Raw genomic sequence first — 26123 nt, 5'->3', positions numbered from 1 at the left:
GCACCTTTCGCAGAAATCGACGGTCGACTGTCGCGGTGCTGTCCGCTGTAGCCGGCATCGTGGCGGCGATGGTTGCGTCCGGCCCTGTCGCGGCCGCTTCGGCCGACGGCGTGGAGGCCGCGCGGAGCAACGCGCGTTGGCTGGCCCGTCAGCTCGCCGCCGACGGGACTTTGCAGAACCCGATGGGTGGCGCGCTGCCCGACCACGGGCTCATGATCGACACCTTGTTCGCGCTGCGGGCCGCCGGAGAGGGCGAACGCGGCGAGGCGACCGTCCGGTACCTGGACGACGAGCGGCACGCGAGCGACTACTTCACCTGGGACGGCCTGGTGCCCGGCATGGGCTACGACGCGGTGATCGTCGGCGGGGCCACGGCGAAGGTGCTGGTGGCCGCGGAGGTCTCCGGACGGGACCCGCGGAACTTCGGCGGCCACGACATGGTCGCCGAGACCCAGGGCACGATCATGCGGTCGGGCCCGGACAAGGGGCGCGTCAGCGACTACTCCAAGAACCCCGACCTCGCGGACTCGGTCAGCAACAACGCGAACGTGTTCGGGCAGGCCCTGGGCGTGATCGGGCTGGCGGGCGCCGGCGAGAACGACCGGTTGGCCATCGACACGCTGGTGACGCAGCAGTGCGCGGAAGGCTACTTCCGGATCTTCTTCGGCTACATCCCGACCTCCGAGACCGGCGACCATGTGACGCCGAACGGCAACAAGGTCTCGACGTGCGACGAAGGCAAGCCGTTCGACCAGTCCGCGCCCGACGGCGACGCCACGGGCATGGCCCTGTCGGCGCTGCTGGCCGCGCGGCACGCCGGCGCGACCGGGCTCGACGGGCCGATCGACGCCGCCGTGTCCTGGTTGAAGGCGCACCAGAAGGCCGGGGGCGGCTGGGGCGGCGGCGTCAGTACCGAGGCGCCGAACACCAACAGCACCGGGCTCATCGTGCAGGCGCTCGCCGACGCGGGCGGCGCCGACGACGCCGTCGAACGCGGCACCGCCTACCTGAAGTCCGCGCAGGTCACGGCCACGGCGGACGGCGGCAACACGCTCAGCGGCCAGATCGGCGCGATCGCCTACACGCCGGAGGAGTACCAGGCCGCGCGGACCGGTGGGATCGCCGGGCTCGACACGTGGATCCGGGCGAGCGCCCAGGCCGCGCTCGGGCTCGCCCGGATCGGGTTCCACGACCTGACGCAGGGCAGGGTCCCGCCGCCAGACCCCGACCCCAGCTCCTCCCCGACCCCAAGCCCGTCCGTCAGCCCCACAGTGAGCCCGTCACCCACCCCTACGGTCACCCCGTCCGCCACCCCTACGCGCACGCCGTCGCCCACCCCTTCGGCCGGCCCCACGGCCACCCCTTCGCCGACCAGAACCCCGACGCCACGGCCGACCCCGACGCCCACACCGAAACCCACGACGAAGCCAACGCCCAAGCCCAAGCCCAAGCCCAAATCGAAACCGAAGCCCAAGCCGAAGTCCAAGCCCAAGCCCAAGTCGAAGTCCAAGCCCAAGTCGAAGTCGAAGTCGAAACCCACGTCCAAACCCAAGCCGAAACCGCGATCCACCGCGACGCCGCACCCGCTCAAGTCCGTCTCACCGCTGGGCGGCAAGCCAGGCGGGAACACGCCCCCGCCCGCCGTCCCCGCCGGGCTCGACGAGAGGCCGCCGCCCGGCGACCTGTCCGGGCCTGGCGTGACGCCGACGCCCGGCGCCCTGCCGGAGTCCGGGACGCCGCCGCAGGCGCAGGCCGCTGACGCCGGTCCCGCCGGACGGCTGGGCGCGTACTTGGCCGGTCGGCTCGTGAACGGCGACCATGTCGAGGTCACCAAGGACGGCGAGACGTACGTCGACTACGACGCGACCGCGGAACTCGTGCTGGCGTTGCGGGTCCTGGGCGAGCAGCAGGCCGCCGTCACCCAGGCGTCGCTGTTCCTGCTGCTGCCGGATTCGATCCAGGCGTACGCCTACGGCGCGCCGTACGAGCAGGGCCAGGCGGCCTACGCTGAGCCGCTGGCGAAACTCCAGATCATCGCCCGGTTCCTCCAGTCCGAGCCCGCCGCGCCCGCCGACCTCGCGACGACCGCCGACCGGCTCAGGGACGGCCTCACCCAGCTCAGAACGGCGCAGGGCCGGTTCGCCGACCGCGGCGCCCAGGGAGATCCGGACGGCTCGGTCCGCAGGCAGGCGTGGACCATCCTCGCGATCACGGCGAGTGGGGCTCCCGGTGAGGCCGCGGCTCCGCTGGACGTGCTCCTGGGGAGCCAGTGCTCGGACGGGTCGTTCCCGGCGGACCTGAACACCAAGGACTGCGCGGCCGGGGACCTGGCCGCGACCGCCGCCGCGGTCGTCGCCCTGAACGGCCAGCCCCGCAGCACTCCCGCGGCGGCGGGGAACGCGGCGGGCGCACCCGCGGCGATCCAGGCCGCGACCCGGGTGAACGGCGCGCCCGCGGGCTGGTCGCAGCACCGCGTCACCGCCCTGACGGACGCCGCCGCAGTGCTCACCTCTCGTACGTCCGGCGACGGCCTGGTGCGGTCCGGCGGCCGGGTCGACGTGGTGCTGAGCGCGGCCGTCGCCGCGGGCCGCCGCGCCGCGGGCCTCGACGCGGGCGACACCACACGGGCACTCGGCGCGCTGCTCCAGGCCGACGGCGGGCTCGGCGTGTCCGGAACCGGCAGCGACCTGCCGACGAGCATCGCCGCGGCGTCCGGGATGGCGGGCCGCTCGTGGCTGAGTACGCCCGGTTCGCCCGTCACGATCGGCCTGCACCTGACGGGCCGGCAACTGGACGCGCGCCGCGTGGCCGCCGAGGACAAGTGGCCGACATGGCCGATCTTCGCCCTCGCCGCGCTGCTCGCCGTCGCCGGGCTCGGCTACACCGGCCGCCGCCTCAGCTCCCGCCACCTCGCCTCCCGCCCATTCGTCTCCCTCCGACTCGCCTTCCGCCGACTCGCCTTCCGCCGACTCGCTCCCGTGGGAGCGGGCGCCACCGCATTCGGCTCGCCATCCGCCGGAACTTCGCCCGCAATCCAACCTCCCGCCCCGGACCCGACCGCTTCTAAGGGGAACACCACGTGAGAAGGATCTTCGCCGGACTCTGCGGCCTCGTCGTGTCAGCCGCGTTATCGGTCGCCGTGCAGACGCCGGCGCACGCCGCCGGCTATGACGGCATCTGCACCGGTGCCGACGCCCTGACCGGCGTCACCATCGTCATCGACTTCCAGGAACTGAACGGCAACGGCGGCACACCCGCCCCGACGGTCACCCGCTGCTCCCCGAACCCCACGCCGGGCACGCAGCGGACCGGCATCCAGGCCCTTCAGGACGCCGGCATCAGCGTGACGGGCGTCGCGCAGTGGGGGCTGGCGTTCGTGTGCCGGCTGCAGGGCCGCCCCTCGGCCGCCGAATCGATCCCCATCACCAGCAACCCGAACTACCACGAAGCGTGCGTCGTCACCCCGCCGGCGGCCGCCTACTGGTCGTACTGGCACGCCACGGGCGCCGGCACGACGTGGACGTACAGCAGCTACGGCGCGTCCAACCGCAACGTGGTCCCGGGCGGCTTCGAGGGCTGGTCGTTCTCGCTGAACAAGACCGCCACCTCGAACCCGCCGCCCGGCGTCACTCCGAACAACCCGGCGGTCAACCCGAACAACCCGACCGTGAACCTGTCCGTGGACGACCTGGACCGCAAGATCAATCTGGGTCAGAGCACGTCGCTGACGTGGACGTCGACGAACGCGACCTCGCTGGCCGCGTTCTCGGTCGCGCCGGCGACGGGTGGCGGCTCCTGGTCGGGTGCGCTGGCCGTCCCCGGCGGCACGAAGACGATCACGCCGACGGCGAAGGGCACCTACACGTACACGATCAGCGCCACGGGTACCGGCGGGACCGTGTACAACACGGCGACACTGACGGTCCAGTGACGCTATCGTCCATCCGCGGCACCCGGACGGCCCTGCGCGCCGTCCGGGTGTTCGCCGCGGCAGCCGTCCTGCTGGTCACCGCCCACCTGGCGCCGGCCGGCGCGTCCGCGATCGACCCGTCCCGGGGCCTGCCGGGGTTCTGCCCGGACGGCAACGGCGTCACCGTCGTCGTCGACTTCCAGGGGCTGGGCGGCACGCCGATCGTGCGCTGCGACCCGCGGCGGGAACGCGGCACCGGCCTGGACGCCCTGAAGGGCGCGGGCTTCCAGATCGACGGGGTGCGGCGGTGGGGCGAGGCGTTCATCTGCCGGATCGAGAACCGTCCGTCCGCCGTGGAACAGATACCGGTGAAGGGCAACGAGGGCTACCGGGAGGCGTGCATCGACACGCCGCCCGCCGCCGGGTACTGGTCGTACTGGCACGCCGGCAACAACTGCGCCTGGAAGTACAGCCAGTGGGGCGTCAAGAACCGCGACTTCATCCCGGGCGGTTTCGAGGGCTGGTCGTTCTCCCTGAACGCGACCGCCGACACCAACCCGAAGCCACGGATCGCCGCGGTCCGTCCCGGAACGGAAGGCGGCCCGTGCAACGCCCGCGACGAGCCCGCTCCCACGTCCAACGACCCGAGCGCGGTCCAGCCCAGGCCGGGCGGCGGCGACACCCGGCAGGACTCGCCGGCCCCTGATCCCCCTGCCACGCAGGATCCCGCTCCGCGCGCGAACCCCGACTCCCCCGCGGCGCAGGACCCCGCTCCTCGCACCGACCCCCCTGCGGCCCAGGATCCGGCCCCGCGCGCCAACCCTGACTCCCCGGCCGCGCAGGCCCCCGCTCCGCACAGCGACTCCGATTCCCCCACTGCGCAGGCTCCCGCTCCGCGCGCGAACCCCGGCTCTCCCGCCGCACAGGCTCCCGCCCGGCGCACCACCCCTGACTCCCCCGCCGCGCGGGATGTCACGGGCACGGACCCGGCGCGGCCAGAAGAACCGGGAGGATCGGGAGGATCGGGGCCGGCGACACCGTCCGGGCAGGACTCCCCGCCCGGTGACGGAACCGTGCCGCCCCCTCTGCCCCGCACCCGGCAGACGTCCGTCCCGGACGACCCTTCCCGCAATGTGGCCTTCACCGGCGGGGAGGACGCCCCGGACGTCACCGAGCTCGTCAGGGAGCAGTCCGGCGCGAGCGACCGCGCGCCCTGGGTGGCGGCGGCCGCGATCGTCGTGCTCGGCGCGGCGACGTGGCTGACCGCGCGCCACCGCCGACGCGCCCGAGACGCCTGATGCGCTCGCATTCGGCCTCCTATTTCCTGCCGCGCGACCTGCACCCGGGCGCCTGGTGGGCGTGGACGCTGGGCCTGGCGGTCGCGGCGAGCCGCACGACGAACCCGTGGCTGCTGCTCACGATCGTCGCGGTGGTGTGTCACGTGGTGGTCGCCCGCCGCTCCGAGGCGCCGTGGGCGATGGCGTTCCGCGTCTATCTCGTGCTCGGCGCGGTGATCGTCACGTTCCGAGTGTTGTTCCGGTTCGTCTTCGGCGGTGCGGAGGGCACGACGATCATCGTGAGCCTGCCGGAGATCCCGCTGCCGGCGTGGGCGGCGGGCATCCGGCTGTTCGGCGACGTGTCCGCCGAGTCGCTGCTCGGCGGACTGTACGACGGGCTGCGCCTGGCGGCGATGGTGATCTGCCTGGGCGCCGGCAACGCGCTCGCGAACCCGAAGCGGCTGCTGAAGGCGATGCCGCCGGCCCTGTACGAGGTCGGCACGGCCGTGATCGTGGCGCTGTCGGTGTTCCCCCAGCTCGCCGAGAGCGTCCTGCGGGTCCGGCAGGCGCGCAAACTCCGCGGCGGAACCCGCGGAAAGCGGTTCCACGCGCTCCGCACGATCGTCATCCCGGTGCTGGAGGACGCCCTCGACCGGTCGCTGCGGCTCGCGGCGTCGATGGACTCCCGCGGCTACGGGCGGTCCGGCACGGCCAGGCCGCGGGCCCGGTTCGTCACCGGGCTGCTGATGATCGCCGGGCTGGGCGGCGTGTGCGTCGGCGTCTACGCCACCCTCGACGGAAGCACACCCCGCTTCCTGGCCCTGCCCGTCCTGCTGGCCGGGCTCGCCATGGCGCTGGCCGGGTTCCGGCTCGCCGGGCGGCGCGTCCAGCGGACCCGGTACCGGCCCGACCGCTGGGGGCTCGCCGAGGTCGTCACCGCCGGCAGCGGGATCGCCGTCGCGGTCGTGCTGTTCGCGACGTCCAGCGTGGACCCGACGAACCTCAACCCGTCACTCATCGAGCTGTCGTGGCCGATGCTGTCGTGGGCTCCGCTGTGCGGGGTGCTCGCCGGGATGCTGCCGGCGTTCCTCACCCCGCCGCCTGAGCTCTCGCATGTCCCGGCCGGGGTGCTCCCGGAGAAGGTGCCCGCATGATCGAGCTGAACGACGTCTCCTTCTGGTACCACGGGCAGGCCGATCCCGTGCTCGCGGGCATCGGCGCGACGATCGGCGAAGGGGAGCTGGTGCTCGTCGCGGGACGGACGGGCGCAGGCAAGTCCACCCTGCTCGGCACGGTCAACGGGCTCGTCCCGCACTTCACCGGGGGCCATCTCGAAGGTCTTGTCGCGGTCGGCGGCGCCGACACCGCGTCCCATCCGCCGCGCGAGTTCGCCCATCTCGTCGGGGTCGTCGGGCAGGACCCGCTCGCCGGGTTCGTCACCGACACCGTCGAGGAGGAACTCGCCTACGGCATGGAACAGCTCGGCCTGCCGCCCTCCGTCATGCGCCGCCGGGTCGAGGAGACCCTCGACCTGCTCGGCATCGCCGACCTGCGCCGCCGGGCCCTGCGCACCCTGTCCGGCGGGCAGCAGCAGCGCGTCGCGATCGGCTCGGTCCTCACCATGCATCCGCCGGTGCTGGTCCTGGACGAGCCGACCTCCGCGCTCGACCCGACCGCCGCCGAGGACGTCCTCGCGACGCTCGCGCGGCTCGTCCACGACCTCGGCACGACCGTCCTGCTCGCCGAGCACCGGATGGAACGCGTGGTCCCGTTCGCCGACCGGATGCTGTACCTGCCGGGCGACGGAACCCTCGTCGACGGCCCGCCGGCCGCCGTGCTCCGGGACATGCCGATCGGGCCGCCGATCGTCGCGCTGGGCCTGTTCGCCGGGTGGGAGCCGCTGCCCCTGTCCGTCCGGGAAGCCCGCAGGCGCGCCGGGCCGCTGCGCGAGGCGCTGCCCCGCGTTCCGGACGTTCCTCCCGGCACGACCGGGGCGCCGGTGCTCACCGGCCGCGACGTCGTGGTCCGGTACGGCGAGACCGTCGCCGTCCGCGGCATCGACCTGGACCTGCACGAAGGGGCGGTGCTCGCGCTGATGGGCCGCAACGGCTCCGGCAAGTCCTCGCTGCTGTGGGCGCTGCAGGGCTCGGGACCGCGCCAGGGCGGCACGGTCACGGTCGCCGGGTCCGACCCGGGACGGCTGCCGAGCGCGCGGGCCCGGGCGCTCGTCGGGCTCGTCCCGCAGACCGCCGGGGACCTGCTGTACCTGGAACGGGTCGCCGACGAGTGCTCCGCCGCCGACCACGAATCGAAGGCCGCACCCGGGTCATGCCGGACCCTGCTCGACCGGCTCGCGCCCGGCATCGACCCGGACGCCCACCCGCGCGACCTGTCCGAGGGGCAGCGCCTCGCGCTCGTGCTGGCCGTGCAGCTCACCGCGTCACCGCCGGTCATGCTGCTCGACGAGCCGACCCGCGGCCTCGACTACGACGCCAAGACCGCGCTCGCCGCCACGATCGCCGCGCTCGCCGCCGAGGGACGCGCCGTCGTCGTCGCCACCCACGACGTGGAGTTCGTCGCGGCCGTGGCCGACCGCGTCGTCGTCATGGCGGAAGGGGAGATCGTGGCGGACGGCCCGGCCCGGGACGTGCTGGGCGGCTCACCCGCGTTCGCGCCGCAGGTCGCGAAGATCCTCGGCCCGGACTGGCTGACCGTCGCCGCCGTCCGCGCAGCACTCCCCCAGGAGGCCCGATGACGACGCCGGCCACCGAGGAGACGCGGGCCATCCGGGTCGGCCTGCGGTCGGCGGCCGTGCTCACGCTCGCGTCCATCGCCGGGCTGATGATGTTCGTGTGGCCGCTGCTCGTCCGCGTCGAGCCGCAGACCATGCAGCACGCGCCCGACGCGCCGTTCATCTTCATCGGCATCCTGCCCGTCCTCATCATCGTCGTGCTCGCCGAGTTCTCCGAAGGCGGCATGGATTCCAAGGCGCTGGCGATGCTCGGCGTCCTGTCTGCCGTCAACGCCGCGCTCAGGCCCCTAGGCGCGGGCACCGCCGGCATCGAGACGGTGTTCTTCATGCTCGTGCTCGCCGGACGGGTCTTCGGCCCCGGCTTCGGGTTCGTTCTCGGCTGCACCTCCCTGTTCGCGTCCGCGCTGCTCACCGCCGGCGTGGGACCGTGGCTGCCGTTCCAGATGATGTGCTCGGCCTGGATCGGCATGGGCGCCGGGCTCCTGCCGCGCCGCGTCAGCGGGAAGGCCGAGATCGCCATGCTCGTCGCCTATGGCATCGTCGTGGCGTACCTGTTCGGCTTCCTCATGAACCTGTGGTTCTGGCCGTTCATCACCGGCGCCGAAGTCCCCTACCACGACGGCCACATCTCCTACGTCCCCGGCGACCCCGTCGGCGAGAACCTGCACCGCTTCGCCGTCTTCACCCTGCTGACGTCCACCGGCGGCTGGGACACCGGCCGCGCCATCACCAACACCATCGCCATCATCGTCCTCGGCCCGGCCATCCTGGCGACACTGCGCCGCGCCTCCCGCAAGGCGTCCTTCGGCGCCGGCCACAAGTTCTCACGCCTGGGTGGAAGACATGTCCACTCCTCAGTCGCCGACCCAACGCGAGACCACCCTGCGGCCACGGTCTCGAGGGTCAGGATGCGGACCAGTGCGGGCCGTTGGGGGTGTCCTGGACGGTGACGCCGACGCGGGCGAGGGCGTCGCGGACCGTGTCGGCGAATTCGTACGCGCCCGCGACCCGTAGTTCGCCGCGTAAGGTCAGCAGCGGGTTCACGAGAGGGGTCAGCCGTTCGCGGGGATCGCGCAGGTCGACCAGGAGGGCGAGGCGGGCGATCATGCCGCGCAGGAGGGCGCGCGCCTGCTCGACACCGCCGTCGTCCTCCTCGGTGTCGGCCGCCCACTTGTTTATCTCGGACTCCAGGTCCAGTACGGCCTGGATGAGCGCGCGCTGACCGACCCGCGCCTGGCCACCGGGTCGGCCCCCGCCGCTCCTACGCCCGATCACATCGAGGTTGACAACGTCGCGGCCCATGCGATCCGCCACCTGGCGTTTCTCCAGGCGACCGACCCGATCGTGCGCGATGCCCTCGCCGTACACCCACACCTGGGCCGGGCGCTGGACGACCTCGCCTCGATGGCGACCGTCGCCGGTCGGCGGTAAGGGCGGTTCACCGCGTCCTCAGGCGGGCGGTTCGGCCGCTTCCAGGCGGTGGATCGTCCCCTCTGCATCCGCCCACCAGGCCAGGAGCTGGGTGATGGCCAGGTCGGAGAGGATCCGGGGTGGTGGCCTCGCGATCGCCGATCGGCGCGTACAGGCTCTCCTGTCCCGGAAACATCACGGCCTCCTTGGCGATCAGCCCTTCTGCACTACTAAGGTAGTTGCAATAAGCATGCAATAGAGGATGACCGAGGGCTGAGGAGAGACTGTTGGGTCAGTACTCGCTGCCGGATATGCCGTACGACTACGCCGCCCTGGAGCCGGCGATCACGGGAGAGATCCTGGAGCTGCACCACGCCAAGCACCACGCGGCCTACGTCAAGGGCGCCAACGACACCTTGGACAGGCTGGCCGAGGCCCGCGACAAGAGCGAGTTCGGCGGCCTGGTCGGACTGGAGAAGACCTTCGCCTTCAACCTGTCCGGGCACGTCCTGCACACGATCTTCTGGCAGAACCTGTCCCCGGACGGCGGTGACCGTCCCGACGGCGCGCTCGCGGACGCCATCACCGAGCACTTCGGGTCCTTCGAGGCGTTCCAGAAGCAGCTCACCACCGCGACCTCCACCGTCCAGGGATCCGGGTGGGGCGTCCTGGCCTGGGAGCCGCTCGGCCGCCGCCTGGTGGTCGAGCAGGTCTACGACCACCACGGCAACGTCGGCGCCAACACCACCCCGCTGCTGGTGTTCGACGCCTGGGAACACGCCTACTACCTGCAGTACCGCAACGTCCGCCCCGACTACGTCGAAAAGCTCTGGTCCCTGATCAACTGGACCGACGTGATCTCCCGCTTCGACGCCGCACGCGGTGGCACGGCCTGACCCAGGCCCCTTCTGACCGCGACGGCCTGTGAGCGCGGGGCAATCCTTCCGAGCGCTATCCACCACAGGCCGTCGCGCCGAACCTGGCCGGGCCACCAACGATCAATCATCGACGGCCGCCCGTCACCGGACCACCCGCCCGACAAGAGCGCTCAACGACGAACGCCGCGTCGCCGTGGCCGCAGCCCGACCGCAGCGACGAATGGCTCGACCGCGCAGCGCCTCTGGTCAGCGCCGGTAGACGGAGTCCCTGAGCCGGTGGAAGGCGGCCAGGTCGGCCGTGTCGGGCGGTGCGGCGAGGGGCGGCAGGCGCACAGCCGCCAGCCACAGCGCCAGCCGTTCCGGCGTGGCCACCCGCTCGAAGCCGATGCCGGTCCAGTCCGCCTTGGTCGCCACCATGTCCAGGCATAGCCGGCCGGGACGTAGGTTGAAGACGAGAAGCTTCCGGAGCAGTCTCTCGTTGGCTAACGGCGCCGTCACTGAGTTGTTCCCTCGGGTCAGGGACGGGCATGCAGGCCACCGACGTAGACGGTGCGCAGCCGCTCGTCCGACAGGATCTGCCTGGGAGGGCCGGCCAATGCGACCACGCCCCGGTCGAGCACAACGAGCCGGTCGGTGACCTCCGTGGCCGCCCGCACGTTCTGCTCAACGACTACCACACACGTGCCCTCGTCGGCGACGCTCCGGGCACGGGCGAATACCTCCCGCCGCGCCGCCGGTGACAGTCCGAGCGAGGGCTCGTCCAGCAGCAGCACTGATGGGCGGGTCATCAGCGCCATGGCGATCTCGACGCTCTGCTGCTGGCCGCCGCTCAGGTCGCCCACTCTCGACCGCCACCGCGCGTCCACCAACGGGTCGGCCCGTGCCTGGCGCAGCCGTTCCCGCAGGACATCGCGCGGCAGAGAGAAGCCCGCCAGGGCCAGGTTTTCCTCCACTGTGAGCCGGGCGAAGTTGACGCGCCCCTGGCCGCAATAGCCGACGCCGTGCCGCACCCGGGTCACGGCCGCCATGTCCTGCACCTCGATGCCGCGCACGAGCACCCGGCCCGAGCGGGGCCGCGCGTGTCCGGCCAGTGCCTTGAGCAACGTGGACTCCCCTGCGCCGTTGGGCCCGATGACCGTTGTCACCTGACCACCGTCGGCGCGCAGGTCCAGCCCGCGCAGCACGGGCGCGGCCCGGCCGTACCCCACGACCAGCTTCTCCACTCGCAGAGCGAGGGTGGCGTCGATCTGGGCCATCTCAGGCGTTTCCCATCAGTGTCTCGAACACCAGCTTGTCGCCGTCCAGAATGTCCGGCGTGCCGCCGGCGACGACCGCCCCGGCGGCCAGCACGGTCACCCGATCGCTGACCTCGCGCACGAACTCGATGTTGTGCTCGACCAGCAGCAGCGCGACCCCGGCGGCGCGGATGTCGCGTACCACGTCGAGCAGCAGGTCGACGGTGGCGGGACTGACCCCGGCGAGCGGCTCGTCGAGGCAGAGCACGGCGGGGCGGGTCGACAGCGCGACCGCCAGGCCGAGCAGCTTCTGCTGCCCGTAGGACAGGTCGGCGGCGTGGACGTCCGGCCGGTCGAGACCGGCAAGGTCTTCGACGTGAACTGACGGAAGCGCTCCGACGTCGGTAGCCGCCTGGTCGAGCGCTCGCCCGCGGCCTGCGCGACCGCGGACGCCGAGCGGCCCGCCGGGGACTCTCTCACCACTGGAACCGGGCCGCCCGGTCACCGCCGAGTTCACCCACCTGGGCGCACTCACGGCGTCCTGCGGCTGATGACTGGGCGCCGCCCTGATGCTGGTGACCGCATGCAGCCGGTCGAGTCAGTCGACGCTCAACCCGCACGGTGAGGGCGCCCGCCGGGTGGCGGGCCTGTGGTGGCTGACGTTCGGCATCTCGGTGGCGGTCACCGCGGTCATCATCGTGTGAAATCGCCCTTTCCCTTCGGGCTGATGCGGTCGCTCGTCAGCTCTGTTCGCGTGCGTCGAGTCGTTCGTCGGTCTGCCCGGTGGCCAGGAGATGCGCACGGTAGATGACTTCGAGCTGGGCGAGATTGTAGAGCTCGACGATGGCACGGTTGACCGTGTTCTGCAGGAGCGCGGGGTTGCCCTGGAATGCCTGCAGGTCAGGGTCGTGCATCCAGGGATACTTCGCGTAGAGCTCCCGCACCTCTGGGGCCAGTCGTTCCGCGAGTCGGCGCTTGGTCGCGAGGTCGGCGTCCGGCGGCAGTTGGGCGAACTCTTCGTCGACCTCGCTCCGCTCGGCTTGGAAGATCTCTCGGAAGGCGCGCATCGCGCCGTCGGTGAAGACGCGCGAGTAGATCATGATGAGCGACCGGTCGGTCTCGGTCATGTTGTTCGCGATGGCTCCGAATTCGACCGGGAGCTCGGCTGCAGGGGTGCCGTGCTGCTGGAGCGCTGCGATCTCCAACCGGATGCGCTGGAGGCGTTCGATGGTGACCGCGAGTTCGGCGTCGATCACCTGCAGTGCATCCTTCTGGTTCGCGTCGGCGCTGCTCATGGCGGGGATCTGGCTCAGCGGCACGCCGAGGTCGGCGAGCCGGCGGATCTGCAGCAGACGCAACAGGTGGGGCACTTCGTACTGCTTGTAGCCGTTCGAGGTGCGTGCGGGTTCGTCGAGCAGCCCGATCTCGTGATAGTGGCGCACGGCCTTCAGGGTCGTGCCCGCGAGTTCGGCCAGCTGGCGGGTGCTCCACGCCACCTCGGGTTCCTCCGTGTGTTCGTTCGCCGGCCGGATCGCCGATCGCCTCAAGTGGAAACCATGCCCCTAGGGCAGTGTCAAGGTTGGAGGCGCCGCCGACGGAGGAGGAGCGGTGTTCCGCGTCATGAACGGGCTGCTCCGCTACGGAGCGGCGGGTGCCGGTGAGCCGCCCGCCCGGGACGCGGCCCGGTCACCCCTGCGCGATCACGTGAATTTCTCCTTGAGCCTGCCGATGGGGCCGGTCTCGGTGCCGAGGAAGGGCCCCGGGTCCCGAGGCTGCCGTCGTAGGTGTCGTGCACCTTGGGTTGAGCCACGGGTCGATTCCACGGGTCGCGGTCATGCCGGGGGCGACACGGAGATCGCAACGTCCAGCACTTTGGGTGATTGATCGAATGCACATAGTAGCGTCCGCAGTGAAGTCGATCTACGAGGACACCCCTCACGACAGAGCGGAGTTCAGTGTTGATGTCACTACGACCCAGATCCGCGCCCACCGCGCTGGCCTGCGCCTTGTTGACCCTGCTGGCCGTATCGGGGACGCAGATGGTGGCCGCCCGGACCGGTGCGCAGGCCGCCACCACAGCGACGAATGCGGTCTCCCGAACCGCCTCCACGCCCTGCGTCCGGCAGGGGCAGGCGACCTACCCGGTCAGTTACTACTGGAAGAACGCGCTCGGCATGCGGCTGGGCAGCGGGTCGGTCTCGGTCGACACCTCTCCGTCCCTGTGGGGCGGGCAGATCACGCCGGGCGGCACCTTCACCCTCACCCTGACCCACCGCACGGCGCAGTGGCCGCTGCTGGTGCGCACCTACACCACCACCTGGGACCTGTCGTCCCTGCTGGCCAACGCCGACATCGTCGGCCAGTCGGGGACCGGCACCATCAACGGCACCACCTTGTCGATCACCTCACCGGGCTCCAAGACCGACCCGCCCGCCAAGGTCATCACCTTCCGGGTCCGCCAGGGCACCGTCGGAGGCAGCATGACCATCCGGCCGAGCGGGATCAGCAGCGTCATAGCCGCCCCGGGCCAACTCGGGAACAACACACCCGCCCCGCCGATCCAGATCGTGAACGGCCAGTCGATCTCGCCCACCTCAGCCGCCGACGACACCGCCACCACCCAGGGCAAACCCGTCAGCGTGCCCGTTCTGGCCAACGACACCGGCACCGCACCGGTGATCAGCAACGTCACCGCCCCCGGCCGTGGCACCGCGACCATCTCCGGCAACACCGTGGTCTACACACCCGCCCCCGGCTTCGTCGGCACCGACACCTTCACCTACACCATCACCACCGCCTGCGGAACCGCCACCGCCAAGGTGACCGTCACCGTCCCGTGCACCGACACACCCGTCACCTTGACCAACGGCAGCTTCGAGGCGCCACCTGTGACCGGGTTCCAGCTGCTCCCCGACGCCTCGACCAACCCGGCCATCGGCTGGCACACCACCGCCACCGACAACCTGGTGGAGTTCTGGCGCACCGGCTACGGCGGGGTCCCATCGGCTGACGGGCAGCAGTTCGCCGAACTCAACGCCAACATGTTCTCCACGCTGTACCAGGACCTGCCCACCATTCCCGGAACCGTCATGACCTGGTCGCTGTATCACCGAGGCGTCGCGGGCACCGACACGATGCACGTGCTCATCGGCGCCCCCGGCGCGACCGTCGCCCAGACCCCCGCCGGAGCCTCCTCACCCGACATCACCGACGGCAACACCGCCTGGCGCCGCTACACCGGGACCTACGTCGTCCCGCCGGGACAGACCGTGACCCGGTTCTCCTTCGAGTCAGTGTCGACCGCAGGCGGTAACCCGGCGACCGGCAACCTCCTGGACGGCGTCGTCTTCGAGACCCCACGCTGCCCGAGCCCAGCCCAGACAACACCGACCCGGCAAGCCAGACTGATCACCGCCTACGCACCCTGACCCCAACGACCGCCTCACCATCGCCCATACGGGGATCGCGCAATGGGCTGAACCGTAACGAGACCAGAGGTCCAGCTCGCCATCAATGCCGGCCAACGCCGCCGGGCGGCCGGGTCGCTACCAACGGGTGCCGCGACCGTCCCGGCGTGCCGAGGCCTGCTCCTTGGGCATTGCCGTCCGTGGACTGGCTGTGCCTGCCCCGGTTCGACTCCGACTCCTGCTTCGCGGCTCTGCTGGGCGCCGGGTGCCGGCCGGTGGCTGCCGGCCCCGGCCAGGGGCGGGACGTGCACGCGCCGGCGCCGGCCCGCCTGGGCCGGCGCGAGGAGTCCCGGCGCCTTTTCGAGCGGCTGTTGTCGCTGCGCAACGACCTCGGGCTCATCTCCGAGGAATACGACGTCACCGACCGGCGTCAGCTCGGCGACTTCCCCCAGGCGTACAGTCACGTCGCCCTGATCAACACCGCCGCCACCATCAGCGCCCAAGAATGACGGATTCCAGGGGCGGACGGCGGGTCCGAGCACGTGACGCCACCCTCGCAGGATCTCAGCGGTGCAGGGGGCCGCGATGCCTGATCGTATCTAGTCCCGCAGGTGGGCGAGGGCGGTGATGAGGCGCTCGGCGATGTCGTTCGGCCAGGGGAAGACGCGGGTCACGGCCCGTTGGTGGGCGAGGCCGTGCAGGCCGAGCCAGAGCGCGATCGCGTCGCTGGGCGGGTCGGTGCTGTCGGCGACTCCGGCGGCCGCGCAGTCGTCGAGGGTCTCGGCGAGGAGTCGCAGACTCGCCGAGCCTAGCGTGGTGAGGTCCTTCTCGGTCAGGGTGTCACCGAGCGTCGGCATCCAGAGGCCGCCGAACATGGTGCGGTAGCGCTCAGGGTGGTTCCGAGCGAAGTCCAGGTAGGCGTGGCAGACCGCGTGCAGGCGCTGTCGTGGGTCGTCGCCGACGTGCGCGCCGGCCGTGCGTAGCTGACGGTCCAACTCCTCGAAGGCCTGCCGCACGACGGCCAGCATGATGGCCGGCTGGTCGGGGAAGTGCGGGTAGATCGACGGCGCGGAGATCCCGATCCGCCGGGCGATGGACCGCAGGGTGACGGTGCGCTCGTCACCGGACTCCTCGAGCAGTTCCATGGCGGCGGTGATGATCTCGTCGCGCAGGCGCCCGCCCTCGCCCCGGCGGTTGCGGGCGCGGGTCGTTCTCGGTGCGGTCTTCGTGTCCTCCATGCCGTGACCTTACAGCGTGAAGGTTAGCCGCCAAGAGACCTTGCACTCGTTAGTTTACATCCGTATATTTACGGCCGTAGGTGATCGCAGCCCGCCAGCTAGGAGCCCCCCATGAACGACACCGCCACCGCGTCCGTCACCGAGATCGTCCTGTCCGGCAAGGTCGAGCCGACCGGGCTGCAGGTCCGCACCCGGCCCCTGCCGCCCCCGGCCCCGGGCCAGGTCGTGCTCCGGATGGACGCCACCGGCGTCTCGTTCGCCGAGCAGCAGATGCGCCGCGGCAAGTACTACGACCAGCCGCCCTTCCCATTCGTGCCCGGCTACGACCTGGTCGGCACGGTCATCGCGGCCGGCCCCGGCGTGGACGCCACGATGATCGGCAAGCGGTTCGCCGCGGTGACCAAGATCGGTGCCTGGGCCAGCCACCTGCAGGTCGACGCCGCGGACCTGGTGCCCGTACCCGAGGGCCCGGACCCGGCCGCCGTGGAGACCCTCCTCGTCAACGGGATCACCGCCTGGCAGATGCTGCACCAGATGGCCAGGGTCCGCCCCGGCGGGACGATCGTGGTGCTCGGCGCCAACGGCGGCGTCGGCACGACGCTGGTGCAACTGGCCCGCCACGCCGGGATCACCGTGATCGGCACGGCGTCCGCGCGCCACCACGAGACCGTACGCGAACTGGGCGCGACCCCGGTCGACTACCGGGACCCCCACATGTACGACCGGATCCGGCGACTCGCGCCGGACGGTGTGGACGCCGTGTTCGACCACGTCGGCGGCGCCGGCCTGGTCGAGTCGTGGCGGCTACTGCGCCGGGGCGGAACCCTCGTGTCGTACGGCACCGCCACCACCAAGAACGAGGACGGCAACTCCCAGCTGCCGGTGCTGAAGCTGTTCGCCCGCCTCGTCCTGTGGAACCACCTGCCCAACGGCAGGAGCGCCTACTTCTACAACTTCTGGGCGGGCCGACGCCGCGCCGACGCCTTCCGCGACCGGCTGCGTGAGGACCTCACCCAGGTGCTGCGGCTATTGGCCGACGGCGTCCTCGTCCCGCAGATCGCCGCGAGGATCCCACTCTCCGACGCCGCGTCCGCGCTGACGCTCGCCGAATCACGCACCGTCACCGGCAAGGTCGTCCTCGTGCCCGACGCGTGACATCCCGGTCCCCTGCCCCGACCACCCGCCACCTGACGGCACGTACCCCCGCGTGTCACGGCCGACAAGGTCACCGTCCCCGTTTCCGCCCCCATCCCATCCCAGGAGATGCCATGTCCCGCACCTACCGCGTCCGCCGTACCTCTCTTCGCACCGCCGCCGTCGCACTCGGCACCGCCGCCATGCTGGCGGTGGGCGCGACCGCCGCCCACTCGCAGGCCCCCGTCCCACCGCCCGCCGCCGGGCAGACCGGTCACGACCGTCTCCCGTACGGGGAATCCGCGCCGCGCATCGCCAAGAGCTGGCTCAACGCCTGGAACGCGGGCGATGCCGAACAGCTGGCGTCCCTGTTCACGGCGGACGGCACCTACACCGACCACGCGTTCGGCGCCTCTTTCACCGGCCCCGAAGGCGTCGCCCAATGGGTGACGATCACCACCTCGTCCATCGAGAACCTGCACGGCGACCTCAGGTGGGCCTACCGGCACGGCGACGAGGTCGTCATCGGCTGGACCTTCAACGGGCACCTCGTGGGAGCACCGTCGGCCTTCTCGGTACCTGCGGTCACCGTCATGCGCCTGAAGGGCGCGAAGATCAAGAACAACGACGACTACTACAGCCGCGCCGAGGTGCTGCGCCAGTCCGGCCTGCCGGCGGACTGGGCCCCCTCCGCCTGAGACCGCGATCGTGAGCTGATCGGACCGGGTTCGGCGGCAGGGAAGCGCTCTTGACGACGATTCGGTGACGGCACCGGATCACGGTCGGCGACAGGTGTCACACCGAAGGCGTCGGCCCCTCCATCGTGGAGATGACTCAGCCGACCGGAACGTACGCGGCCTTCACATCGATGGGTGCCTTGACAACCCCCGTCTTGACCAGGATGTCCGCCCATGCCTGCCACCCTTCCAGGGTGTCGTCACCGGACGGCGGCACGAACCGGATCGCGGCCGCGAGCTTGGCGTCCAACTTGGTGAAGCCGGGCAGCGTGGCGCGCATCTCGTCGTCGTGGGTGGCGGCGTACTTGAGCGCCTCGTCGACCGCCTTCTGGAACTTGGCGATGACGTTCGGGTTCTTGCCGATGTACCGCTCCGAACTGACGATCACGGACTGCGGGGACCCCTCGGGCTGGCCGATGCTGGTGGACAGCAGGTCTCTGATCGCGCCGGAGTCGCGCAGGATGGTACCGAACGGCTCGCTGATCGCAGCGGCGTCGACCTTGCCCTCCCGCAGGGCGGTGCCCATGTCAGGGAACGGGATCTCGACGATGTCGAGGGACTTCGGGTCGACGCCCGACGCCATCAGGGAGCTGCGCATGCCCAGGTCCGGTAGCTGGTAGAGGGTGTCCGTGGCCACCTTCTTGCCGACAAGGTCCTTCGGTGACCTGATGGCGCTGCCGACGGGAACCACGATCTGGATGGGAAAGTCGGCCGGGTCACCGGTGGTGGCCGACGCGGTGGCCACGGACTTGACCGGGACCTTGTTGGCGCGGGCGGCGAGCACCGCCGGCGCGTTGAGGAGGCCGACGTCGTACTGCCCGCTCACCACCCCCGGGATCACCGCGGCCGGCTCGACGAACTCGATCTTGAAGTCGATCCCGTTGTCCTTGAAGATGCCCCGCTTCTCACCCAGGACGAGGGGGGCGGCCTGGGCGATCGACAGGGCGGCGAAGGTGACCGGCACGGTCCCCCCGGCGCCGGCGTCGGATCCATCGTCGGAGGCGGAATCGCCGCAGGACACGAGGGCGGGGACGCTCAGAGCGACCATCAGAGCGGCTGCTATGAAACGACGCATGAGCTTTCCTTCTTCCAATACCTACCTACTCAAGTAGGTAGCAAGAAGCGTATGGCCGCCGTCACACCTCGTCAACCTCCGCGCCCGGACGGGCCGACACCTTCTCAACAACTCATGAGTAGGTTGAGTGGGGGTTAGCCCTGAGACGCCAAGTCAGCCCCGGGGCCTTGCCCGGCGGCCCTGTTCGCAGCGGTGTGCAGATCAGGAAACCGCTTCAGGTGATTTCTTACGGTTATAGGGCTTTTCCCGATCCGCTTGGCCGCCTGCGCGACCGATAGCCCGGCGGCCAGGAGCGGCGGCAGCCGAGGGTGCCAGGAGGTGTCGGGGGCCGGACCGTGCAGTCGCGTGGGACAGGTTGGTCCAGTTTTCCCATCAGTCTGAGAGCTTGCGTGAGGTTTGGTGTTGCGCTCATCCGTGGGATGACTGAGGAGTTCGCGGCCGCGGCCTGGGGTGCGTAGGGCGGCGAGGGTGGGGTGGGGGCCTGCCGCGAGGTCGGGCGAGCCCACGCGTGATCACGCAATGTTCCTGATTGGATTCTCATTGTAGTGATCATCGAGTGGAGGGAAGTTTCACCCATGTCCGTCATCGAGGCCGGCCGGTCCTACCGGATCAAAAATGTGAACAGCGGCTACTACCTCAACGTCAAGTCCAACAGCACAGAGACCGGGGCGCGTTTGGAGCAGTGGCCCATGGAGGACGGCGGGGCGAAGCATGACGCGAAGGTCTGGCACGTCTTCCCCCTGGACTACGGGGCCTACCTGTTCGCGAACAAGAACAGCGGCTTCATCATGAAGATCGTCGACAACAGCACCGAGCAGACGGAGCCGGTGGAGCAGTACCGCAAGCTGCAGTCGCCCAGTACAGCCCCGAGCCAGACCTGGCTACTCGAGCACGTGTCCGATGACACGTACCGGGTGCGGAACCAGAAGAGCAATCATCTCATGAACATCTACGGGTACTCCAAAGAAAAAGGGGAGTGGGTGGAACAGCACAAAGACACCAACAACCCATCCGGCGCCAAGTCGCAGCAGTGGGTGTTCGAGGTCGAGGACGAGTTCGAGCGCGTGCTGAACCTGCCCACCTTCGAAGACGTAGGTATCGGCGACATCCACCGAATGACCGACTTCGCGCCCACGGACTCGGACACCACCGACCCCGTCGAGATCGCCAACTTCGCCTATCCGTTCCCGTTCATCACCGACCAGTCATACAACCGACAGCGCCAGGGGCGGGAGAACCCGTACTACATCCTGCGCAGGTACGGCTACTGGAAGCGCGTCTACTACTACGAGCACGGAGGCGCCTCGCAGCACGAGAAGAAGGAGACGACCTACGTCGGCCTGTCGAGCCGTAACTCCACGGAGGTGGAGGAGACCACCAGCACGTCGGTCAGTTCCGAGGCGTCGTTCGGGTTCAAGGGGTTCGGCTCCTCCATCAGCACCACTTTCGCGCACCAGATGAAGGTCACCACCACCAGCGAGGACATCACGGAGTCCTGGGTGGAGAAGACGATCACGCGCACCTACGGCCCGGGCATCAGAGTCGCCGAGGCGATCTGGTACCGCGAGGACAAGTACGTCCTGGAACGCCTCGACGGGACCACGGTCATGGAGTGGACTGTTTGCGACGACAAAGTGGCCATCTCCGACGCCTGGCCGGAGCAGGCCGCAGAGGAACTCGAGCAGTACCGATCACGCCTGACCTGAGCGCCCAGCGACCGCGGAGCGACCAACCGAACGGCCGGCGACCAGAAGGCAAGCCCACCAGGCCCCCTTCTCGTCACCGGCCGTTCGGTTGCCGCTCAAGGACCGAGTCAGCCTGAGGAGAATCCCTCGCAGTCTCAGCCTCCAGGGCCCTCCGCTCCCGAACATGTCCCGGCCGCCATGTGGGACTGGCGGCACACAGGGTCTGACATCGTGGCCGGATACCCCCACCATCGCGCAAAGGTGAGGCTCGGCCGGTGTCGATTCTCTACGCTGGCGGACATGACCAAAGCCGTTGACCTGCTGCGACGTGTTGATGAGACGATTGCGGTGCATCAGAGCCTCAGCAATCAGCCTGGGGTCGAGATCGTCTCGACCCCAGTGAACATCACCGCGCTGGAGGATGCGGACGCGGAATTGGTCCGACAGCGCATCCGAGCGTCAGGTCTGGACGTCACGCTGGTCGATGACCGCGTCCCGGGGTGTCGGTAAGACTCGTGCAGCCAGGTACACGCGATTGAGTTCGCCCAGTTCAGCGGTGGCCCTACTGATCGGTGGGGAGATGGCTGACGGCGTCTTCGAGGTCGGTGTGGGTAGGCAGGGTGTAGCGGCGGGTGGTGTCGAGGCGGGTGTGGCCGAGGAGTTCGGCGACGACGACGATGTCGACGCCCGCGCGCAGGAGGTTGGTCGCCAAGGTGTGCCGCAGGATGTGGGCGGAAACGGCGGGTGCGCCCGCGTCTGGCCCTGGCGTGGAAGGCATGGTCGGCCTGGAAGTGCTTGTTGAGGGTGGCAGGGCTCACGCCGAGCTTGCCGAGCGCCGCCTTGAAGGTCAGGCCGTCGTTCACCAAGCGGAGAAACTCCTCGTGCCATGTGGTGTCACGACGCCGCGCCATCATCGGGCACGTCCCAGCCAGATCAACTCCCACAGATCCGCCACCTGCACGTGCCGCATCCGAGCCGTCTGAACCGTCGCCGCACCGGGCCCCGTCCGTTCGATGTAGCCCTGTCCACCGGCCGTGACCAGGTAGTACACCATCGGCCTGCACTCACACGTCCACCGCAGCACCCTGCGCCGGTCCTCGGCTTGAGTCGCGGCCTGCCACTGGACTTGTACGCAATCCGGCTGCGGCTCCAGCACATGAGGCCCGTGCCCGGCGCTGCCGTCCGTCGCGCTGAGCGTCACAGCACTCCACCCCGCCTCGCCCCACCGACCACCACGGCGCAGTCGCCGCACATCATCACGCCCGGCATCCAGATCACCCGCGACCCGGAAATGCCGGCCACCCTGACCTGAGCCGTGCACGCCGCAGTGGCCACCACGCCGGGAACGGCAAGCGCCCAGGCCACGGCGTGCTCGACCCTGGACGGCACAACGAACGCGACCGCGTACAACGGCCTGTCACCTCCCGTCGTGCAGGAGCCCGGCGGTTCCCCCGGCCGCCCGGTGACGCGCGGGAAGTAGCCGCCCACCGAGATCCGCGCGTCCGGCCCCAATCCGTACGGGTCACGCCACCCGGCCTCGGACGCAGCGGATTCGACGGGCTCGACGGACTCCACAGACCGGACGCACTCCACAGACCGGACGGACTCGACAGGCTCGACGGCCTGGACGGGCGGGACGGACTCCACCGATCGGACCGACTCCAGAGAGTGGACGGGCTCCCGAGAGCGGACGGGCTCGACGGGCTCGCAGGCGTGCGTGCCGGAACCGCTCACGCCACCCACGCCCACGATCGCCCCAACCCCGCCATCGCCCCCAACTCAGCCTCACGCATCAGCTCGCGCAGTTCTTCGACCGAGCCCGCCTCGACCCTCAGCGGCTGCGGAGCCCGCCACGTCGCGATCGCAACGAACCGCCGACTCCCGACCCCGTACGACACGAACCACCCCGGCTCCATCTGATCGACCTGCGAGGCCGCCGCCTTCTTGGCCGGATCCCAGCTCCGCGGCTCCACCCGCACCTGCGGCCCACCGACCCTGTGCCGCCCCGCTTCCCGCCCGCTCACGCTGCCGCTCCATGCCGGTACGGCTCAGATCGGTACAGTTCTGGACTCAATTGCTTGGATCGGTCGAACTTCCCTTGGTACGGCTCTCGTCGCCCAGCCCCTGCCGTGCCGGGGAAGTGGCGCCGCTCGTACTGGACGGCCGCTGGGACTGGCCGTGCGTGCCTGCCGCGCCGCGCGGTGGCGGGCGGCTCGACGATCAGCGGACGCGTGGCCGCCACCGCCGGAAGGGACGCGCACAGGCCCAAACGCCGCCGGGCGTCCAGGCGCCGACGCATCTGCGCGAGGGTCGGCTGCTCCCATTGGTGGTGACGGCGGTGCGGGAGGCTGGAGGCGTCGTGGGCGTACGGCGGATGTCCACACCAGCGGCACCCGAGCGGCAACGGCGGAGCATCCGCGCCCCAGCGGACGCGGATGACGCGAATGCCTCTAGTCATGGACATGGGCCAGGAGGGTCGGGTAGGAGGGGAGCATTGCTGCCCCCCTCCCCCCTCAGAACCGGACGTGCGGCTTTCACCGCATCCGGCTCAAGCAAGCCCCATCGGGCGCTCAGGTCTGTCGTCCTGTGTCCTGTTCACGCCTTTTGATTCGACGGTGGCAGTGAGCGTGCACCAGTCGGGTCCGGTTGCCGTCCAGCGGGCCATGTCTTCCGTAGTGGGTGAGATAGCTGGCGGCTATCGCTTTACGGGTGACTTGCAACCACCATCGTTCCCACTGTTGTGGAGATTGTGGTGGTTGATCGGGGGACAATAAGGGTTCCCCGCATAGGGGACAACGCCCATCCTGCTCAGTGAGCAGGCGAAGCGTATAGCCGTCAAGCGGAGGTTTGACCTTTCGCCGCCGTTCGGCCCAGTATTCGTTCAGGGCGGGGTCATCTGGAGAGGCTCTGCCCAGAACCGCAATGTGCCGGACGATGGGGGTCCAGGAAAACTTGATGAGATAAGCTCCGCTGTTGCGGTCGCCGAATACCCACCGGTCATTCCTGAACTTGTTGAACTTGCCGAAGTAGTGGGCGATGACCCATCTTTTCGGCTTTTTGGAGTGGGTGTAGGTAGCCCACTTGTAAGTGAGCTTCCACATGTAGTCGTCCAGTACCCGGAACGTGGCACTGGACACCGCTCCTCGATAATAGGCAGCCCAACCACGGATAAGTGGATTGAGCTGGGCGAGTACCGCCCCCGCATTAGATCCGCGTAACCTACGCATCTCTGCCGCGAGCTCTTTGCGAACCCGTATCACTGCCTGCTTGCTCGGCTTGGTCAAAGTCGCGCCATTGGGATACCTCCGGACGGTGAACCCGAGGAAATCGAACCCCTCGTCGAGGTGTACAATTTTCGTCTTCTCCAGATTGAAGGACAGTCCCCGGGGTGCCATCCACGTGGCGAGCCGCCTTTGAACATCTTCGGCCTGCTCTCTTGTATGACAGCAGACCACGAAGTCATCGGCGTATCTAACCAGCGCCGGGCTGCCCGATCGAGTTTTCCCCGCGTAATCGCCGGAAACGCGGTATCGGACACCGGCAGCTTCCTCCAGCCCATGGAGAGCGATATTCAACAATAGCGGACTGATCACGCCACCCTGAGGAGTCCCTTCGTCGGTAGTGGCGAAACCTTTTCCTGGCTCAATCACCCCCGCACGCAGCCAGTCCCGGGTCATTTCCCTGGCGGGGAACGAGCCAAGAGCGGCCAGCAGCAGGTCATGATCGATTCTGTCGAAGGCCGCCGACAGGTCCGCATCCAGCACCCACACGCGCTTGGCCTTGGGGTTCGCCAAGACAGTGTGAAGAACCCGGATGGCGTCCTGACAGCTACGGCCGGGCCGGAAGCCATAGGACTTCGGCTCGAACCGGGCCTCCCACTCCGGTTCCAGTGCATTACGGACCCGAGCCTGGTGACACCGGTCCATCATCACTGGAATGCCGAGTGGGCGTCGCTTTCCATTAGCCTTTGGTATGTACACCCGCTTGACCGGAAGCGGATCCCATGACGCTCGACTTTGATGAACCCTCATCGCCATCAGCGCCCGGGTCGAAGGGGTCAACGCAACCTCTCCATCCACCCCCGCTGTCTTGCGGCCAGGATTACGCTGCGTCGCCTGCCGCACACTCACGAGCGTGTTCGACATGCTCCGTAGCATCAATTTCTGCAAGTTCCGGACCTTAGCCCAGTCTTGCTCCTGAGACGCCTTGAAGATCCTTTGCCGTAGTCGGCGTACCTCTTCTTCGCGGGAGCGCCAGTCAATGGCATCCCATTCCAGAAATAAGTCCTCAGGTCCGTTCACCATAGGTGTCTAACTTGTCCTTCGGTTCCGCCGGTTCGAGCCGATTCTCTTCAAAGGCTCACCTGCCCACGTCAGCCTGCTTTCGCATCCGGGTTCCAACCGGTATCCGGCCAGTTATACGAGCTACCACTGAAGGGAGTGGCGGTCTCGCCCGTTTTCCTGTTTCCTTTCGGCTGCCGACATTAGCTTCTTGGGCATCCTGTCCCGCCGGAGAATTGAGCCCTCCTTACAGTCGGCCTACCGAAGCGGAGCCCACTCCGGACCCCGACGGGGTTTCCACGTTCCGCGCTTGTGAGATGCGACCGGGGTGGGTGCCTCCTATATCCCGGGGCCAGCGGTGCTCCCGCGGCCGCTGAAAGATCCCACGGCCGCCACTCGCCGCCTTCCAACGGCCGGGCCCTACACCTTGGTCTGGCCTCCATCTACCCAAGGCTGATCATTACGAGACATCAGTCGAAGGTTCACTAGTTCACCCGTCCGGCTTTCCCCTCACCCGTGGCCCCTGGATGGATCAGGAGCACTTCGGCTTTTCCCCGAGCTTCGAACCCCAAGGCCGCAGGACGACCTGGCGCACGTCGGGGCGGGGATGGGCTATTGAGCACGAGCCCAGGGCTACACACTCGACATAGATCGATCCTCCAACCTGTGCGCCCGCTCACACTGTGCGGCTTCGTGTCGCACACCTTCCTGATCAAGGAACCCGTACGGCGCCACGCCTGCGGGTTCCGCCTTGTTCACGCATTGCGTTCGTCGTGATGCTGTCCGTCACATCGTGGCCGCATGCGAAGGGCCTTGGCGTTGACCGGTTGTCAACACCAAGGCCCTTGACTGCCACCCGGCGGATGTGGGACTACACGCCGCACCACTGGGCGAACTTGATCAGCGAGTCGGGGGCTTTCGCCTTCGCACGGAGGAGCGCCGCCACTGTTTCGTGCACGCTTGGGTGATAACGCGTCTGATCGGATGCCACTCGTCTGGCGGTTTCCAGAGACTCCATCGCCTCTGCGTGGCGTGCCGTCCACACTTCGGCGCGGGCACGGTCCACCCAGTAATGTCCGGCTCGTGCCGCCGGATAGCCGTTCGG

26 protein-coding genes and 1 pseudogene are annotated in these 26123 nt (G+C 69.4%); 14 read left to right on the top strand and 13 right to left on the bottom strand.

Annotated features, from left to right (window positions below; genetic code table 11):
- The first annotated feature begins 35 nt into the window (after positions 1-35).
- The 6 genes from AB0H21_RS38635 to AB0H21_RS38610 are packed head-to-tail and all read left to right on the top strand — an operon-like array spanning position 36 to position 8889.
- On the top strand, positions 36-3083 hold the full coding sequence (locus AB0H21_RS38635; RefSeq protein ID WP_358526684.1) for a hypothetical protein: 3048 nt from the start codon (positions 36-38) through the stop codon (positions 3081-3083).
- Positions 3080-3931, top strand: a complete 852-nt coding sequence (locus AB0H21_RS38630) for a hypothetical protein (protein WP_358526682.1) — start codon at positions 3080-3082, stop codon at positions 3929-3931. Before AB0H21_RS38635 ends, AB0H21_RS38630 begins: the two co-directional genes overlap by 4 nt.
- Positions 3928-5208, top strand: coding sequence for a hypothetical protein (locus tag AB0H21_RS38625; RefSeq protein ID WP_358526681.1), 1281 nt, complete (start codon positions 3928-3930; stop codon positions 5206-5208). The genes AB0H21_RS38630 and AB0H21_RS38625 overlap by 4 nt, the downstream gene beginning before the upstream one ends.
- A complete protein-coding gene (locus AB0H21_RS38620) occupies positions 5208-6341 on the top strand; it encodes an energy-coupling factor transporter transmembrane component T (RefSeq protein WP_358526680.1) in 1134 nt (377 codons plus the stop codon). Before AB0H21_RS38625 ends, AB0H21_RS38620 begins: the two co-directional genes overlap by 1 nt.
- On the top strand, positions 6338-7942 hold the full coding sequence (locus tag AB0H21_RS38615) for an ATP-binding cassette domain-containing protein (RefSeq protein ID WP_358526678.1): 1605 nt from the start codon (positions 6338-6340) through the stop codon (positions 7940-7942). The genes AB0H21_RS38620 and AB0H21_RS38615 overlap by 4 nt, the downstream gene beginning before the upstream one ends.
- Positions 7939-8889 carry an ECF transporter S component gene (locus AB0H21_RS38610; RefSeq protein WP_358526676.1) on the top strand — a complete coding sequence of 317 codons (951 nt, stop codon included), beginning with the start codon at positions 7939-7941 and terminating at the stop codon, positions 8887-8889. Before AB0H21_RS38615 ends, AB0H21_RS38610 begins: the two co-directional genes overlap by 4 nt.
- On the opposite strand, the gene AB0H21_RS38605 is transcribed toward AB0H21_RS38610, so the two are convergent.
- Complete coding sequence (locus tag AB0H21_RS38605; RefSeq protein ID WP_358526674.1) at positions 8843-9241, bottom strand: hypothetical protein; 399 nt, start codon at positions 9239-9241, stop codon at positions 8843-8845. The two genes, AB0H21_RS38610 and AB0H21_RS38605, sit on opposite strands and share 47 nt — an antisense overlap.
- 395 nt (positions 9242-9636) lie before the next feature.
- On the opposite strand from AB0H21_RS38605, the gene AB0H21_RS38600 reads away from it, so the two are divergent.
- Positions 9637-10245: a superoxide dismutase gene (locus AB0H21_RS38600; protein WP_358526672.1), complete on the top strand. Its 609-nt coding sequence runs from the start codon at positions 9637-9639 to the stop codon at positions 10243-10245.
- 228 nt (positions 10246-10473) lie between these two features.
- On the opposite strand, the gene AB0H21_RS38595 is transcribed toward AB0H21_RS38600, so the two are convergent.
- The 3 genes from AB0H21_RS38595 to AB0H21_RS38585 are packed head-to-tail and all read right to left on the bottom strand — an operon-like array spanning position 10474 to position 11997.
- Positions 10474-10725, bottom strand: a complete 252-nt coding sequence (locus AB0H21_RS38595; protein WP_358526670.1) for an ABATE domain-containing protein — start codon at positions 10723-10725, stop codon at positions 10474-10476.
- A 17-nt stretch (positions 10726-10742) separates the two neighbouring features.
- The gene (locus AB0H21_RS38590; RefSeq protein WP_358526668.1) at positions 10743-11483 is read right to left on the bottom strand and encodes an ABC transporter ATP-binding protein; all 741 of its coding nucleotides are present in this window, start codon (positions 11481-11483) and stop codon (positions 10743-10745) included.
- Between the two features lies 1 nt (position 11484).
- Positions 11485-11997, bottom strand: coding sequence for an AAA family ATPase (locus AB0H21_RS38585; RefSeq protein ID WP_358526666.1), 513 nt, complete (start codon positions 11995-11997; stop codon positions 11485-11487).
- A 40-nt stretch (positions 11998-12037) separates the two neighbouring features.
- Here AB0H21_RS38585 and AB0H21_RS38580 point away from each other — a divergent pair, with 40 nt between their 5' ends.
- Positions 12038-12166, top strand: coding sequence for a hypothetical protein (locus tag AB0H21_RS38580; protein ID WP_358526665.1), 129 nt, complete (start codon positions 12038-12040; stop codon positions 12164-12166).
- Positions 12167-12202: 36 nt separating this feature from the next.
- Here AB0H21_RS38580 and AB0H21_RS38575 read toward each other — a convergent pair whose 3' ends face one another.
- On the bottom strand, positions 12203-12958 hold the full coding sequence (locus AB0H21_RS38575; protein ID WP_358526664.1) for a MerR family transcriptional regulator: 756 nt from the start codon (positions 12956-12958) through the stop codon (positions 12203-12205).
- 465 nt (positions 12959-13423) lie between these two features.
- On the opposite strand from AB0H21_RS38575, the gene AB0H21_RS38570 reads away from it, so the two are divergent.
- Together AB0H21_RS38570 and AB0H21_RS38565 are read left to right on the top strand one after the other, a co-directional pair.
- Positions 13424-14890, top strand: coding sequence for an Ig-like domain-containing protein (locus AB0H21_RS38570; RefSeq protein ID WP_358526662.1), 1467 nt, complete (start codon positions 13424-13426; stop codon positions 14888-14890).
- Between the two features lie 146 nt (positions 14891-15036).
- Positions 15037-15378, top strand: coding sequence for a glycoside hydrolase family 15 protein (locus tag AB0H21_RS38565; protein ID WP_358526661.1), 342 nt, complete (start codon positions 15037-15039; stop codon positions 15376-15378).
- Between the two features lie 90 nt (positions 15379-15468).
- On the opposite strand, the gene AB0H21_RS38560 is transcribed toward AB0H21_RS38565, so the two are convergent.
- Positions 15469-16107 (bottom strand): TetR/AcrR family transcriptional regulator, encoded by a 639-nt coding sequence (locus AB0H21_RS38560; protein WP_358526660.1) that lies wholly within the window; start codon positions 16105-16107, stop codon positions 15469-15471.
- 111 nt (positions 16108-16218) lie between these two features.
- Here AB0H21_RS38560 and AB0H21_RS38555 point away from each other — a divergent pair, with 111 nt between their 5' ends.
- Positions 16219-17262: a medium chain dehydrogenase/reductase family protein gene (locus tag AB0H21_RS38555; protein ID WP_358526658.1), complete on the top strand. Its 1044-nt coding sequence runs from the start codon at positions 16219-16221 to the stop codon at positions 17260-17262.
- Between the two features lie 113 nt (positions 17263-17375).
- On the top strand, positions 17376-17939 hold the full coding sequence (locus AB0H21_RS38550; RefSeq protein WP_358526656.1) for a nuclear transport factor 2 family protein: 564 nt from the start codon (positions 17376-17378) through the stop codon (positions 17937-17939).
- Between the two features lie 136 nt (positions 17940-18075).
- On the opposite strand, the gene AB0H21_RS38545 is transcribed toward AB0H21_RS38550, so the two are convergent.
- The gene (locus tag AB0H21_RS38545) at positions 18076-19053 is read right to left on the bottom strand and encodes an ABC transporter substrate-binding protein (protein ID WP_358526654.1); all 978 of its coding nucleotides are present in this window, start codon (positions 19051-19053) and stop codon (positions 18076-18078) included.
- A 575-nt stretch (positions 19054-19628) separates the two neighbouring features.
- On the opposite strand from AB0H21_RS38545, the gene AB0H21_RS38540 reads away from it, so the two are divergent.
- A complete protein-coding gene (locus AB0H21_RS38540; protein ID WP_358526652.1) occupies positions 19629-20759 on the top strand; it encodes an RICIN domain-containing protein in 1131 nt (376 codons plus the stop codon).
- 279 nt (positions 20760-21038) lie between these two features.
- Positions 21039-21248 carry a hypothetical protein gene (locus AB0H21_RS38535; protein ID WP_358526651.1) on the top strand — a complete coding sequence of 70 codons (210 nt, stop codon included), beginning with the start codon at positions 21039-21041 and terminating at the stop codon, positions 21246-21248.
- 52 nt (positions 21249-21300) lie between these two features.
- Here AB0H21_RS38535 and AB0H21_RS38530 read toward each other — a convergent pair whose 3' ends face one another.
- The 6 genes and pseudogenes from AB0H21_RS38530 to AB0H21_RS38505 form a co-directional block, all read right to left on the bottom strand.
- Complete coding sequence (locus AB0H21_RS38530) at positions 21301-21516, bottom strand: site-specific integrase (protein ID WP_358526649.1); 216 nt, start codon at positions 21514-21516, stop codon at positions 21301-21303.
- A 132-nt stretch (positions 21517-21648) separates the two neighbouring features.
- Complete coding sequence (locus tag AB0H21_RS38525) at positions 21649-21939, bottom strand: hypothetical protein (protein ID WP_358526648.1); 291 nt, start codon at positions 21937-21939, stop codon at positions 21649-21651.
- A complete protein-coding gene (locus AB0H21_RS38520; RefSeq protein ID WP_358526646.1) occupies positions 21936-22472 on the bottom strand; it encodes a hypothetical protein in 537 nt (178 codons plus the stop codon). The genes AB0H21_RS38525 and AB0H21_RS38520 overlap by 4 nt, the downstream gene beginning before the upstream one ends.
- Positions 22469-22762 carry a hypothetical protein gene (locus AB0H21_RS38515; protein WP_358526645.1) on the bottom strand — a complete coding sequence of 98 codons (294 nt, stop codon included), beginning with the start codon at positions 22760-22762 and terminating at the stop codon, positions 22469-22471. Before AB0H21_RS38515 ends, AB0H21_RS38520 begins: the two co-directional genes overlap by 4 nt.
- A 546-nt stretch (positions 22763-23308) precedes the next feature.
- Positions 23309-25042, bottom strand: coding sequence for a group II intron reverse transcriptase/maturase (gene ltrA, locus AB0H21_RS38510; RefSeq protein ID WP_358526643.1), 1734 nt, complete (start codon positions 25040-25042; stop codon positions 23309-23311).
- A gap of 847 nt (positions 25043-25889) precedes the next feature.
- Positions 25890-26123 (bottom strand): annotated as a pseudogene (locus tag AB0H21_RS38505) (hypothetical protein); the annotation flags it as partial.

Origin of the sequence: Sphaerisporangium sp. NPDC051011 (assembly GCF_040653595.1) — a bacterium.
Classification (GTDB): Bacteria; Actinomycetota; Actinomycetes; order Streptosporangiales; family Streptosporangiaceae; genus Sphaerisporangium.
Note: the sequence above shows the minus strand (reverse complement) of the source record. Positions and strands in the feature narration are given on the sequence as shown.